The organism is Priestia iocasae (assembly GCF_016909075.1).
Lineage (GTDB): Bacteria > Bacillota > Bacilli > Bacillales > Bacillaceae_H > Priestia > Priestia iocasae.
The window spans coordinates 220249-234826 of sequence record NZ_JAFBFC010000006.1; the positions used below are offsets into that span (position 1 = coordinate 220249).

Genomic DNA, 14578 nt, shown 5'->3' on the forward strand with positions numbered 1-14578 from the left:
AAAAAAAGAAAAATCCCGTGTGAAAACGGGATTTTTCGACGATGCTTTCCACTTATTTTGTCGATGTCTTTACTCAGTTGAAACAGACGGATCGGCTTGTTCTTTAATAGGGTTTACTTGTAGAAAATGCTGCTCAGGGTTTTGTCGTAACTTCTCAATTGCTTCGGCTTCTTCATACTGTCCTTCTTCTTTTAATCCCTCAAGATAGAAAGAGAGCAATTCCTTCACATCTTGAATGCCTTTGTCTGTTAACGCTTGAATAGTAACTTTCGCACCTTTAGCAATGCGACGCTGAAGAGCCTGCTTTGTTAAGCCCATTTCTGGTTGATGACGTAAATAAATAACGCCGCCCGTCATACCTGCGCAAATCCAAGGGCCAGGGTCTCCTACTACTAGACCACGTCCGTTTGTCATGTATTCAAACGCAAACCCTTTAATGTTTGCATTTGTTCCAATGTTTCCGTGCTCTTGTTCAGGAATTGGTGTGGTCACGGTACCGCCGATAATCATATCTGCACCTGACAAGCGAATCCCAGCACGTGCATCTGCATTTCCTTGTGCCAGTAATACTCCTTGTTGTGCACCATAACCAAAGCCTTTTCCGACGGATCCGTTGTAATAACGCCCATCTTTTCCTTTTGATTTAAAGACGAAAATATTTCCTCCAAACGATGTTTTACCCGTGCCATCTTGAGCGCCACCAGACACTTTAATATGAATACCTGAACTGTTATAAGCTCCTAATCCATTTCCAACGATTGAGCCATTTTTATACGTTAATTGAACGTTTGGTAGCCTTTTATAAGCACCGTCTAAGCGATTGCGAACGCGGTGACAAGAAACACGGCTTCCAAGAATACGCTGCTCGGATGTCACAGCTTCATACTCTCTTGATTTTGTTAACGTATCAACATGAGCATCGAGGTATTCACTTCCGGCTGCTAGGTTAAATGCTGGTTCTTCGACACTTGCTGCCACTTCTAATTGTGATAACGATTGAATGTCAACTACTTCTAACAAAGGTGTTAAATCAAGCGCATCTTGCCCACGAGCTTGAACGAGCAAATCAGAACGACCAACAATGTCTTGAAGACGTTCAAATCCTAAGCTTGCGGTTAATGCTTTCAGTTCATTTCCGAACGCTGTAAACAGGTTAATGAGCCCTTGAACAGCAGGATTTAATTCACGTGGTACAAAGCGTCTCAATCCGTGTTCTTTTGCTTGTGCCTCTGATTCAATTTGTGTAGCAATTCCAACATGACACGTGTCGAGGTGACAGCCACGACAGGTCGTACAGCCAATGGCAATCATGGAAAGTGTACCGAATCCAATACGATTCGCTCCAAGAAGCATCACTTTTATCACATCAAGCGCGCTTTTGATCCCGCCATCTGCCCAAATTTCAACTTTATGGCGTAATCCAGCTTCAAGTAAGGCGTTGTGAGCAGCTTTTACACCAATTTCAACAGGAAGACCAACATGCTGTAGGGCATGGATACGCGCTGCACCTGTTCCACCATCAAATCCACTTAACGTGATGATATCTGCCCCAGCTTTTGCAATTCCAACCGCAATGGTTCCAATATTAGGCACAACCGGAACTTTAACCGCAACCTTCGCTTGGTCATTCGCCGTCTTTAATTCTGCAATCATTTGAGCTAAATCTTCAATCGAGTAAATGTCATGGTTGTTAGATGGTGAAATTAAATCAGATCCAATGGTTGCATTACGAGCCTCTGCAATCTTCGCCGTTACCTTTGAAGCAGGAAGGTGACCACCTTCACCAGGCTTTGCTCCTTGCCCGATTTTAATTTCTAATAGATTTGAAGAGTTTAAAAGCTCTGCATTCACCCCAAATCGACCTGATGCCACTTGTTGACCTCTTGTACGAGGGTATTTGCCAAGCATATCTTTAATTTCTCCACCTTCACCGTTCAAGCTCACCATGTTTAAGCGTTCAGCCGCTTCTGCATATGCGCGAAAAGCTGTTTCATTTTGAGATCCAAAGGACATTGAGGCAATAACAAACGGTAAATCGTGACCAGCAATGCCAATATCAACAGAATCAGGCGAGACAGTATCATCTTTCTTGCTCAAATCTGTTAAGTGACGAATCGTCGTTGGATTCATTGTTTCTTGCTCTGTTAATTTGTCACGATAGGTATCATATCCTCCCGTTTGCGCAACTTCTCCAATGGCTTTCCAAATGCGAGGGAAAAGGTGAAAGCTTTTCCCAGCGCGCGCTTTCTCATCGGCAAAGTCATGAGCACGAGCCGTGGCATCTTCTTTTAAAGAAGAAAAGTCATGTTGCAATTTGTCAGAGCCGAAGAAGTTCACGATTGCTAAAACGTCTGCAATTTGCTCATGAAGGCCAATGGACGAGAATAAGCGACCATAGCCACGTAATTCATGAATGCCGATTGTTGAAATGACTTTTTCGATTCCTTTTATGAGAGCGCTATAAAGGTTCACAACAGGTTGTGGTTCTTCTTCACTTACAGTTGCAAATAAAAGATATGGATTGATGACATCAGCACCCAATCCAAATGCAACCATCACATCGTGTAACGATCGAATGGCTCCTGAACGAAGCAACAATGAACAATCGCGGCGAATATGGTTCTTCACTAAGGTTTGATCGATTGCTGATACAATCAGATGTGGATCAATCAACAACTGTCCATCTTGATGAGCTTTTGAATCATCAATAATTAAGAGAGTCTTTCCGTTTTGTACACTTTCAATTGCCTCAAGAGACAAACGTTTTAATGCTTCATTAATCGTTTCATGTTCAGTAAATGTTGCTGATAGATAGTGAACCAGCTGCTTTTGTTGAAAAGCATGAAGAAGCTGATCATAGGAAGGCTGATGAATGAGCTTGCTACATTTTAAGCCTATTGCACCTTCAATTAATAAAGGAGAAAGCAGCTCAACAATATAGCTATTATCTTCATCTCCAGTTATAGACGGCCTTTTTCCGATAACGGTTCGAGTTGAAAAGTGTTCGGTTTCACGGTCGCGATCAATCGCTGGATTTGTAACAACAGCAACGCTTTCTTTTATATAATCAGCCATGTTTTTTCGACCTGGATGAAGAGCAGCTAATGGGGCGTCATGGCCAAGTGAACGAATGGGTTCGGCTCCTTTTTCGGCCATTTGTTCAAGCAACTGAATGTGCTCACGGTCCCAGCCGAACGCTGCATATTGTCCGTTTGTTACTTTTGTGACAGATGGGACAGACACAGCATCCTCATACGTTGAAGCAGCTAAACGCTCGTGATCGTTTTGAAGAGAAATACGAGATGAAAACCGTTCATACACTTCTTGTTGAAAGAAAGAATGAGGGTACAGTTCGATTTTACCTTGATCATTCCATTTCAACCCAACTTTCTCTCCAGGAGCGAATGGCTTTGGCTCGGCTACATATTCAGAGTTTGGGATAATACCAGGCTCTGAAGAAAAGAAATACGAGCTTTCGGTTTCTAGCTGCCAAACCGGTCTAAGTCCTAGCGCATCTACACTAAAAACCGCTTCATCTTCGTAGCGTGAAATAATCCCAGCCGGTCCTTGCGCAAAATGACCCCATGATTCACGCATGTACGTATACATGTCCTGTAAATGAGAAGGGTACGCTTTTATTTCATTGATAATAGGAGGGAAGAGGACATCGACGGCTTCAAATAACGAATAGCCATCTCGGATAATGAGTGTTTCAATTATTCGGTTTAAGTCTTGAGAGTCACTGCCACCATTTGAAAGGGGGACGTTCAGCATTCGCGCTTCATCACGCAATTTAGCTACAGTGTTAATCTCTCCATTGTGTCCGAGTAAGCTAAAAGGTTGTACACGGAAAAAGCTTGTTAAGGTATTCGTTGAGTAGCGGTTATGTCCTAATGTTATCGATGAGGCAATCAAAGGATGTTTTAAATCAGAATAGTAGTTTCGTAATGTTTCGCCAGCACCCATTACTTTATAGACAACGTATGAGTGACTAAGAGAAGCAACATGAAGTGTATCGTCTTCTTCCATTTCAATATTTAACTGAAAGACAGTTGAAGGGATGGATGATAAATCATTTGCTAAAAGAGCGACTTGCCAAAAATAAGGCTCTTCATTTTTTGCAAGTGGTCCTAGTGCGTCTGAATGAACGACAGAATCGTCTGCTTCAAATAGAAGATTCAGTCCATATTTCGTAAAGAGTTGGGTGATATAAGCTTTCTTTTCAACGAGATCAGCTTGTTTGGCAATAAAAAAATGCCCAACAATAAAGGCTGGGTCATCGACAACGCCTTCATCTTTTCCTGCGTTTTTTAGCTTTTCTTTCCATAAAGCACGTGGTAAATCGATGTGAATGCCGATGCCATCTCCTTCGTCATTAATAAAGCCGGCACGATGATTCATCGTGTTTAAGGCATCAATACATTGCTCAATATTTTGTTTAGTAGGCTGGTTTACTTTCTCAATCACAGAGACAATTCCACAAGCATCATGTTCATGAAGATGATAGTTTTTAAATAAACTAGGAGTCCACTTTGTTTTCATACGAACGGCATTCAGTGCGTGTAAAATCACACGCTTCCTGCCTTCACCTCCAGTTAAAATAATCTCTCTATTTTTTGTTAAATAAAAAAGGATTAAGATCACATCATAATGATTAAAAATTTTCAGAATTGTATATAAAATAGTACCACGAAAGTAAAAAAAATACAATTATCTATTCATTTAATATAGAGAAGGGGGAAGAAAAGAAATGAGATGAAAAAGAAGAGAGAATGTTTATTTGTAAACGTTTACATTAATAGGTAATTGTACTTAAATAGGAGAAGGTTTTTCCCCTATTTAAGTATATGGATGTATATTTATGCGGATTGTAACGCCTTAAATGCATGCTCTACAGCTTGTAAAGTTTGAGTAATATCTTCTTCTGTATGCGCAATTGTGAGGAACCATGCCTCGTATTTAGATGGAGCTAGGTTAATTCCTTGATGCAGCATTAGTTTAAAGAACTTCGCAAACATTTCGCCATCTGTGTTTTCAGCTTGCTCATAGTTCTTCACTTTTTCAGTGGTAAAGTAGAGAGTAAGAGCTCCTTTTAAGCGGTTAGTTGTAATAGGCATGTTGTACTTTTTAGCAAGAGCCAATATGCCGTCTTCTAAAAGGGCACCAAGTTGATCGAGCTGCTCGTATACGCCATCTTGCTTTAACACTTCTAAACAAGCGATGCCTGATAAAATTGAAGCTGGGTTTCCTGCCATCGTTCCTGCTTGATATGCTGGACCTAGTGGAGCGACTGTTTCCATGATTTCTTTACGTCCACCATATGCCCCGATTGGTAAGCCGCCACCAATAATTTTACCAAGAGCCGTTAAATCAGGCTTCACACCTAATAAATCTTGTGCGCCTCCGTACATAAAGCGAAACGCCGTAATGACTTCATCATAAATAACAAGAGCCCCTGCTTCATGAGTTAAGTCATTGACAGCTTGTAGAAATCCTGGCTCGGGCTCTACAATTCCAAAGTTTCCTACGATTGGTTCAACTAAAACCGCTGCAATTTCATCTCCCCATTTGGCAAGTGCTTCTTTAAAGGGTTCGATATCATTGAATGGAACGGTAATCACTTCTTTAGCAATGCTTTTTGGAACACCTGCGGAATCAGGTGTTCCAAGCGTTGAAGGACCAGATCCTGCTGCTACAAGAACTAAATCAGAATGGCCATGGTAACAACCTGCAAATTTAATAATTTTATCGCGACCTGTGTACGCACGAGCAACACGAATGGTTGTCATGACAGCTTCTGTCCCTGAGTTCACAAAGCGTACTTTATCAAGCGCTGGCATGGCTTCTTTTAACATCTTCGCAAATGTAATCTCATGCGGCGTTGGTGTTCCATATAAGACACCTGATTGAGCGGCTTTTGTAATGGCTTCTGTAATATGTGGGTGCGCATGTCCTGTAATAATGGGACCATACGCAGCTAAATAGTCGATGTATTTGTTTCCATCTACATCCCAAAAATAAGCGCCTTCTGCTTTTTCCATTACAACAGGTGCGCCTCCACCTACTGCTTTATATGAACGTGATGGACTATTCACACCACCGACAATATGTTCAACAGCTTCACTATGTAACTGTTCAGATTTTGTAAATTGCATGATTTGCCTCCTAGCTATTAAAATATCAACTCTTTTATTCTAACAAAGTTTTGTTTCAGATAGAAGAAAGTGAAAGTGGACATTCTAAGCAAAAGAGTTGTTCTCTTTCTTGTTATTAGATAAAGTAAAGGTTTGGTGATAGAACTTTTTTTAGAGAAGTCAAAGCATTCAGGTGCTAAAAATAGATGGAGGAAATGAGATGCGACATGCAATCGAAGTAGAAATGTTACGAAAAGAGTTTAAGTCTTACTCAAGTCGCTCAGGCTTAGGGGGCGCTTTTCGAGATTTATTTACACGTAATTACAAAATTGTTCCTGCTGTTAACGATATTTCCTTTAACGTAAAACAAGGAGAAATGGTTGGATACATCGGAGAAAACGGAGCCGGTAAGTCAACGACCATTAAAATGTTAACAGGCATTTTAACACCGACGTCAGGTAAAGTTCTTGTAAACGGGATGAATCCACATAAAGAGCGTGAAAAATTTGCTCAGACTATTGGTGTGGTGTTCGGACAACGTTCACAATTATGGTGGGACATTGCGGTTCAAGAGTCATTTCGGTTATTGAAAAAAGTATATAAAGTATCTGACGAAGATTACAACAGCCATATGAATCATGTGATTGAAACACTAGATATCGGACCTTTACTCGACAAGCCTGTACGTAAGCTATCACTTGGACAGCGAATGAGATGTGAATTAGCAGCGGCGCTTATTCACAATCCACCTCTTTTGTTTTTAGATGAGCCAACCATCGGATTAGACGTTCTTGTGAAATTAAAGATTCGTAAATTTTTAAAAGAAATTAATGAGAAGTACAATACAACGATTTTATTAACTACGCATGATTTATCAGATATCGAAGCATTATGTGAGCGCGTAGTGATGTTAGATGAAGGAAAAATCATCTATGATGGTTCTCTTCAAAAGCTGCGTTCGACATGGGGAGATGGGAAGCAAGTCGTTTTTGAATTTGCGACGCCACCAAATCGTGAACATATTAAAATGCTAACACAAGGGCTACCTGTGACATGGACACAAGGAGAACGAGAAAATATTTGGGTTTCTCACTTAGTGAATGAAGGAGATACGATGTCTCAGCTTATTGGACGTGTCGTCGGTAAATATGAAATTAACGACATTAGCATTCATGAAGTGTCAACGGAAGAAATCATTCGCAACATTTATGAAGAAGGTGTTGTGAATGGCTAAATACATCGAAATGATTCGAATCCGATTTCTCATGATGTTAGCGTATCGGACGAATTATTATAGCGGTATTTTAATTTACGCCATTAACATAGGAGCTTATTACTTTTTGTGGTCGGCTATTTATGGAGGGAAGGAAAACATTCAAGGTCTCTCCATGGTTCAGATGACTACGTATGTAGCCATCTCATGGATGGCGCGTGCGTTTTACTTTAATAACATCGACCGAGAGATGGCGATGGAGATTAAAGATGGAAAGGTAGCGGTAGAGCTTATTAAGCCATATAGCTACCTTGGGATGAAGACGATGCAAGGGTTAGGAGAAGGAATTTTTCGTTTGCTATTCTTCTCTGTACCTGGCATGGCAATTGTGTACTTCCTGTTTCCAATTGAATTTTCAGCAAGTGCGGCAACGTGGCTATACTTTGGACTATCGCTTGTTTTTAGTTTTATTGTAAATACACAAATCAATTTACTCACAGGAATTACAACGTTCTTCTTATTCAACAATGATGGACTTATCCGTGCCAAACGAGTGGTTATTGATTTGTTTTCAGGTCTGTTATTACCAATTAGCTTTTATCCGCTTTGGGCTCAAGAAGTGATGGGCTATTTTCCGTTTCAAGCCATCAGCTATATTCCAAGTATGATTTTTACGGAAGGCTTTAAAGGAAACGAAATCATCCAGGCGCTCATGGTGCAGATTGTATGGTCTGTCGTATTACTTGTTCCAATCGCTCTTCTTTGGAATCTTGCGAAAAAAAGAATGGTTATTCAAGGAGGATAAGCGATGTTTTACGTATCAATGTTTTTTCAATATATCGGTCAATATATGAAAACAAGACTTCAATATCGTGCGGATCTATTTGTAGAAGTGATGTCTGATTTATTGTTTCAGGCCGTTAATTTAATCTTTATTTTAGTTGTATTTGGTCATACTCAATTTTTAAATGGTTGGTCGAGAGAAGAAATCATTTTTATTTATGGCTTCTTTTTAGTGCCTTTTGCTATTTTCACATCATTTTTTAACATCTGGGACTTCAATGAACGCTATATTGTAAAAGGAGAGATGGATCGTATTCTAACACGCCCCATTCATAGCTTGTTTCAAGTTATCCTCGAACGAATCGAGTTAGAGTCGTTGTTTGGTGCGTTGACAGGAATCGCGGTCATGATTTATGCAGGAACGAAATTAGACTTAGTATTTCATTGGTATGACCCCTTTATCTTTATCTTGCTTGTACTTGGGGGAGCATTAGTCTATGCGGGTATTTTTATTGCATTAGCAAGTATTGGCTTTTGGTCAGATGCCCGTACGTCTATTATGCCAACGATGTACAACATTGGAAACTATGGACGTTATCCAGTAGACATTTATAATAATGTGATTCGTTATGTGTTAACGTGGATTCTTCCATTTGCCTTTGTAGGAGTATACCCAGCTGCTTACTTTTTAGGACGTGAAGAGTGGTATGGATATGCATTTTTAACACCTTTTATGGGGATTTTGTTCTTTACCATGTCTATTTTCTTATGGAATACAGGAGTTAAACGATATCGAGGAGCAGGCAATTAATTGCCTGCTTTTTTGTTGTGTGACGAATGTTTGGACAAGACGTAACGTATATTGATTACAAACGAATATTGAAAAAAGGAGAGAAGGATATGGTCATTCTCCTTGTCGTCATCATTTGTGGCCTAATGATTGGTAGTATGCAGTTTCTATTTAAACGAGAGGTAAGCGATTTTCACGTGTTTTCTTTGGGAAGCTTTATTGCCCTTTTATATGCATACGTGACGGTCCTTATTGGGTTCGGCCTTATCTATACCGTTTTTGAAATGCACGATTTCGCTGTGCTAGCAGGAGAGTACCAAGCTGGGCAAAGTTATGGCGTCACCCTTTATAATAGTTTGTACTTTAGCGCTGTTACGTTGTTTTCTGTTGGATATGGAGACATGTATCCTATAGGAGTCGGCAAAGGGATTGTCATTATCGAGTCACTAGTTGGTTACATTATGCCAGCTTTGTTTGTGTTACGGACCGTAAACCGAACATAATAGTTGTATCTGTATTTTATTTTGGTTAACCTATGTGTACACAATCTATTTAAGGGGTGTATACATATGGCAATAGAAGTAGGTGTACAAGCACCAGATTTCACATTAAAAGCAAACGACGGAAGCGACGTGACGCTATCGGATTTTAAAGGTAAGCATGTAGTGCTTTATTTTTATCCAAAAGATATGACACCAGGTTGTACGACAGAAGCGTGTGATTTCCGTGACCAACATGAGAATTTCTCGGAATTAGATGCGGTCATTCTAGGAATCAGTCCAGATCCTATTGAAAGACATCAAAAGTTTATTGATAAACATGGTTTGCCATTTTTACTCTTAGCAGATGAAGATCATAAAGTAGCGGAAGAATATGGTGTATGGACACTGAAAAAGAATTTTGGGAAAGAGTATATGGGAATTGAGCGTTCTACCTTTATTCTTGATAAAGACGGAAAAATTGCAAAAGAATGGCGAAAAGTTCGTGTCAAAGGTCACGTAGAAGAAGCATTAACATTTGTTCGTGAACATCTATCATAAAATCTAAAAAATAGGTGATATGACTAGAGCACTTTTAAGTGTAATGCGTACAATAAAAGTGTAGGGCATACCTCCTCAGATGTTAGCACGTAGAAAAGTGTGGATTTGAAATCCACACTTCTTTTTTATGTTGGAATAATAATAAGATTTCTAAAATTTCGTATTTTGTTGAAAGACTTTCAACTTTGATCATTGTTTATTATACTAAAAATCTATGTCTTTTATAAGAAACAGAATACGAAGGAGGTTATCTTGTGGCATCATCAGCTAAAAATAAAGGCTTTTTTATGCGTCTATTAGATGGGATTGAGCGCGTAGGGAATCGTCTGCCGCATCCTGTCACATTGTTCGCAATATTTTGTTTGCTTATTATGGTCGCATCTGCTATTTTTGCAAACTTAGGCGTACAAGTTGACGACCCCGTTAATGAAGGGGAAGTATTACAAGTTAAAAACCTACTAAGTGCAGAAGGAATTAAGTATATGTTTGAATCCGCTGTTTCAAACTTTACAGGATTCGCTCCATTAGGAACTGTACTTGTTACGATGTTAGGGATTGGACTAGCTGAGCGTTCTGGACTGATTAGTGCAGGATTACGTGCGCTTGTAATGTCTGTACCAAAACAATTAATGACGGCTGCATTAGTGTTTGGTGGTATTATGTCAAGCATGGCTGCCGATGCAGGATATGTTGTATTAACTCCACTTGGAGCTGTATTATTTGCAGGGATGGGACGACATCCACTTGCTGGACTAGCTGCTGCATTTGCTGGAGTATCTGGTGGGTTTAGTGCTAACTTACTGTTAACATCTCTTGATCCGTTGCTTGGTTCATTAACACAAGAAGCGGCTGCAACATTAGACCCTGCTTATGCAGGTCAAATGAACTTTGCGATGAACTATTACTTCATGATCGCATCTGTTATTTTAATTACATTAATTGGTACGTTTGTAACAGAGAAAATTGTTGAACCAAGACTTGGTAAATACAAAGGTGAAGTAAAAGAAACAGCAGAAGATTTAAAACCAGAAGAGAAAAAAGGATTATGGGCTGCATTTGCTGCATTTATCCTAACAGGCTTACTTTTATCTTTACTTGTTGTGCCAGAATGGGGACCACTGCGTGGAGAAGGTAGTATCATTGATTCACCATTTTTCCATTCACTTGTACCTGTTATTTTAATTATGTTTTTCATTCCAGGTCTTGTATATGGAATGGTGACAAAAACAATTAAAAATGACAAAGACGTTGCCAATCAAATGTCAGATACAATGGCGACAATGGGATCTTATGTTGTACTAGCTTTCATTGCAGGTCAATTCGTTGCGTATTTTAAAGAAACGAATTTAGGAATTGTACTAGCGATTAATGGAGCTGAATTCTTAGAGTCTACAGGCTTTAAAGGAATTCCTCTTATCCTGACGTTTATTTTAATTACAGGGATCATTAATCTATTCATTGGTAGTGCATCTGCTAAGTGGGCAATTATGGCTCCAGTATTTGTACCGATTATGATGGGACTTGGTTATTCTCCAGAGTTCACGCAAGCTGTTTACCGTGTCTCTGATTCTACAACGAACATTATTTCACCATTATTGCCATACTTTGCAATTATCATTGCATTTGCACAAAAGTATGACAAGCGTGTAGGGATTGGAACACTAATCTCAACAATGTTACCTTATTCACTCTTCTTTACATTAGGTTGGGTACTAATGCTGATTGTGTGGATGTTTACTGGTATTGATTTAGGACCGGGTTCACCAATCTATTATGACAAGTAAGCATTTGTCACATAAAAATCGCTCGTTCATTCACAGTCATGAACGAGCGATTTTTTTATGTGAGGATCTTTTCTAAAAGACGATGGAGAGTTCGGTTAGGTTCTTAAAATCCATCATTTTAGATGAGTTATTAAAGTATGAAAACATTCTAACTTTCTTATTGTGAAATGAAAGGATTCTTCTGAAGAATGAATGACATAATTAAAGAGAAGCTTATAATATAATAAAGTAGGATGAAGGTTTCTATTCTTTGGACAGAGGGGTTTCTTCGTTCGTTCATGTTCATTGAGAAGTTGACAAAACTAGGGTGTAACATGTAGACTAATTATAAAAATTATAAAGTAAGAATTTATATAGAAGAGGGGTGCATGACGTGTCAGCACATTTAAAAGAAGCGATTGAAACATTAAAAGGTACGGGAGTTCGCATTACACCGCAACGTCATGCGATTTTAGAGTATTTAATTAACTCGATGACGCATCCAACTGCAGATGATATTTATAAAGCTCTAGAAGGTAAGTTTCCTAATATGAGTGTCGCAACCGTATACAATAACTTACGAGTATTTCGTGAAGTAGGCATTGTAAAAGAGTTAACATATGGAGACTCTTCAAGTCGCTTTGATTATGTCACAACAGATCATTATCATGTAATCTGTGAAAGTTGTGGGAAGATTGTTGATTTTCATTATCCTGGTCTAGATGAGGTAGAAGCATTAGCAGCTCATATTACAGGTTTTGAAATCAGTCATCATCGCATGGAGATTTATGGAACATGTACGGATTGTAAGAATAAAAAACAGCATTAAAAAGCTGATAACTTTCAAAGGTTATCAGCTTTCTTTTTGTTTGCGGTTATATTTTTCATCGAACTCTTTTCCTTCAAGAGAAGGATCGAGTGTAAGCGACTCGTTACAATACATGCACATATCTACACGTCCAAGCATTTTCGTATGTCTTTGGCATGAAGGGCAGACGACTTGTACAGCTTTTGTAGACAGCATTCCAATCCAGAAATACACAACGGTGCTTGCTACAATACAAAGTAACCCTAACAACATAAAAATGGTCATTAACCACATAGACGATTTAAAGAAAATTCCTACATACATCACGATAAATCCAATGAAAATTAAACTTAATGCAAAGGTACGAATCTTATTGATTTTGTTTGAGTATTTTAATGCCATATCCAGTCCCTCCTACTGTCTAACTATACCATAGATGGAAGGAAAGAGGATTGTTTTCTATAAAGTAGGCTGCTCTCTATTTTCTATTAAGTAAAAACAAGGGATTTTTCTTTGGTCGTAGAATCTACATAGAGAAGGCGAATAATGTAGAAAATATGCGATTGCTCATATAAAATATTTGTGTAAGAACAATAGACGTCCCTTTTTTTATAAGAACATGAGTAGTAAGATTGCTAATTATCAATGGTGGAGGAACGCAAATATGGAAGATATCTTACGTCCTATTTATCAAGAAAGAGCTAGTAAAGAGGAAACATTGGGGATTTTATTAATCGAAAAACGAAATTCAGAATCTGCTGTTACAGACAATTTAGATGCCATTATGTTTATTATTGTCAAGCATTCAGATACTCCGCTTTTCATTAAGCACTATGAATACATGAATGAAAAAGCTGCTCTGTACATTGCACCTGAAAGTCAAATTACAGACTGGATGATTAATGGTACGAATCGTCGGGTTGTTGATTGGTTATTAAACGGAAAAGTGATTTTTGATCGAAATGAGTATGTTGAAACATTAAGAAAGAGATTGATTGAATTCCCACAAGAAGAAAGAACGAAAAAAATTGGGATTGAATTTGCTAAGTTAATAAGAAGATTTATTGAAGGGAAAAACTTCTATGAATCCAAACACTATTTAGATGCCTTTAATCATGTTATCCATGCTTTGCATCATTTAGCTCGCTTAGCGGTTCTAGAAAATGGTTTTCACCCTGAAGTTACGGTGTGGAACCAAGTGAAAAAAATCGAGCCAGAAATTCATAAGCTATATGAAGAGCTAATTGTAAGTGATGAAGAAATTAGTAAAAGGTTAGAACTATTATTCTTAGCAAGCGAGCTGTTAGTGAATAAAAAGATGGGGATTGGTTCGAAACATCTAGTCTCGTTAATGAATAAAGGAAAGAACGAGTGGACGTTCAACGATTTAATGACACATGAAGAGATAGAGCCTTATGCCATTGACTTAGGTGTACTCATTGAATTTTTAGTTGATAAAGGAATCATTGACGTAAAAAGAGTGGAAACAAAGGGGAAACATATTTATCACAGACACTATTCTACGAAACCTCTATAATATTGTTTATAAACAAGCACCATTTTGGGCGCTAGTGCATTTAATTATAAGCAAAAGGTAACGCAAAGAGTGAAAGTATAAATCTCTTTGCGTTATCTTTGTGGCTTATTTCTTTTTAGAAACTGCCCAAAAGAACAGGGGACAATTCGCTGTAACACTATGGAATTCTTCCTTTTTTTCAAAAAGAGAAAAGTTTTTTTAGAAAAACTATTGACCAATCAATTGATTCTATGATAAATTAATTCTTGTCGTTACGACGCAGTAGCGATTCAATAAAAAACAAAAAAACAAATCAAAAAAAGTTGTTGACAAACAAATCACAACTTGATATGATTAGAAAGTCGCTTCTGAGCGACGGTTGAACTTTGAAAACTGAACAAAGCGACAAACGTCAACGTTAATTCAAGTTTTAAAATTATGAGCAAGTCAAACATTTCTTCGGAGAGTTTGATCCTGGCTCAGGACGAACGCTGGCGGCGTGCCTAATACATGCAAGTCGAGCGAACTTCT

11 protein-coding genes and 1 rRNA gene are annotated in these 14578 nt (G+C 38.5%); 9 read left to right on the plus strand and 3 right to left on the minus strand.

Annotated elements, in window-relative coordinates; genetic code table 11:
• Positions 1-69 precede the first annotated feature (69 nt).
• Together JOC83_RS16265 and JOC83_RS16270 are read right to left on the minus strand one after the other, a co-directional pair.
• Entirely contained in the window at positions 70-4542 is a 4473-nt protein-coding gene (locus JOC83_RS16265) for a glutamate synthase-related protein (protein WP_205188457.1), read from the minus strand.
• Positions 4543-4859: 317 nt separating this feature from the next.
• Positions 4860-6155: a glutamate-1-semialdehyde 2,1-aminomutase gene (locus JOC83_RS16270; RefSeq protein ID WP_205188435.1), complete on the minus strand. Its 1296-nt coding sequence runs from the start codon at positions 6153-6155 to the stop codon at positions 4860-4862.
• Between the two features lie 199 nt (positions 6156-6354).
• On the opposite strand from JOC83_RS16270, the gene JOC83_RS16275 reads away from it, so the two are divergent.
• From JOC83_RS16275 to perR, 7 genes are all read left to right on the plus strand, one after another.
• The gene (locus tag JOC83_RS16275) at positions 6355-7368 is read left to right on the plus strand and encodes an ABC transporter ATP-binding protein (protein ID WP_205188436.1); all 1014 of its coding nucleotides are present in this window, start codon (positions 6355-6357) and stop codon (positions 7366-7368) included.
• The gene (locus JOC83_RS16280; RefSeq protein ID WP_205188437.1) at positions 7361-8152 is read left to right on the plus strand and encodes an ABC transporter permease; all 792 of its coding nucleotides are present in this window, start codon (positions 7361-7363) and stop codon (positions 8150-8152) included. The genes JOC83_RS16275 and JOC83_RS16280 overlap by 8 nt, the downstream gene beginning before the upstream one ends.
• A 3-nt stretch (positions 8153-8155) precedes the next feature.
• Positions 8156-8941, plus strand: a complete 786-nt coding sequence (locus JOC83_RS16285; protein WP_205188438.1) for an ABC transporter permease — start codon at positions 8156-8158, stop codon at positions 8939-8941.
• Between the two features lie 89 nt (positions 8942-9030).
• Positions 9031-9423, plus strand: coding sequence for a two pore domain potassium channel family protein (locus JOC83_RS16290; protein ID WP_205188439.1), 393 nt, complete (start codon positions 9031-9033; stop codon positions 9421-9423).
• A gap of 66 nt (positions 9424-9489) precedes the next feature.
• Entirely contained in the window at positions 9490-9960 is a 471-nt protein-coding gene (gene bcp / locus JOC83_RS16295) for a thioredoxin-dependent thiol peroxidase (protein ID WP_205188440.1), read from the plus strand.
• A 287-nt stretch (positions 9961-10247) separates the two neighbouring features.
• Positions 10248-11744 carry an AbgT family transporter gene (locus tag JOC83_RS16300; protein WP_205188458.1) on the plus strand — a complete coding sequence of 499 codons (1497 nt, stop codon included), beginning with the start codon at positions 10248-10250 and terminating at the stop codon, positions 11742-11744.
• Positions 11745-12117: 373 nt separating this feature from the next.
• Positions 12118-12552 (plus strand): peroxide-responsive transcriptional repressor PerR, encoded by a 435-nt coding sequence (perR, locus tag JOC83_RS16305; protein ID WP_205188441.1) that lies wholly within the window; start codon positions 12118-12120, stop codon positions 12550-12552.
• 24 nt (positions 12553-12576) lie between these two features.
• Here the strand turns inward: perR and JOC83_RS16310 are convergent, their stop codons facing one another.
• Positions 12577-12933, minus strand: coding sequence for a YgzB family protein (locus tag JOC83_RS16310; RefSeq protein WP_205188442.1), 357 nt, complete (start codon positions 12931-12933; stop codon positions 12577-12579).
• 262 nt (positions 12934-13195) lie between these two features.
• Between JOC83_RS16310 and JOC83_RS16315 the strand changes: the two genes are divergently transcribed.
• Positions 13196-14068 (plus strand): nucleotidyltransferase-like protein, encoded by an 873-nt coding sequence (locus tag JOC83_RS16315; RefSeq protein ID WP_205188443.1) that lies wholly within the window; start codon positions 13196-13198, stop codon positions 14066-14068.
• A gap of 435 nt (positions 14069-14503) precedes the next feature.
• A 16S ribosomal RNA gene (locus tag JOC83_RS16320) occupies positions 14504-14578 on the plus strand; the annotation flags it as partial.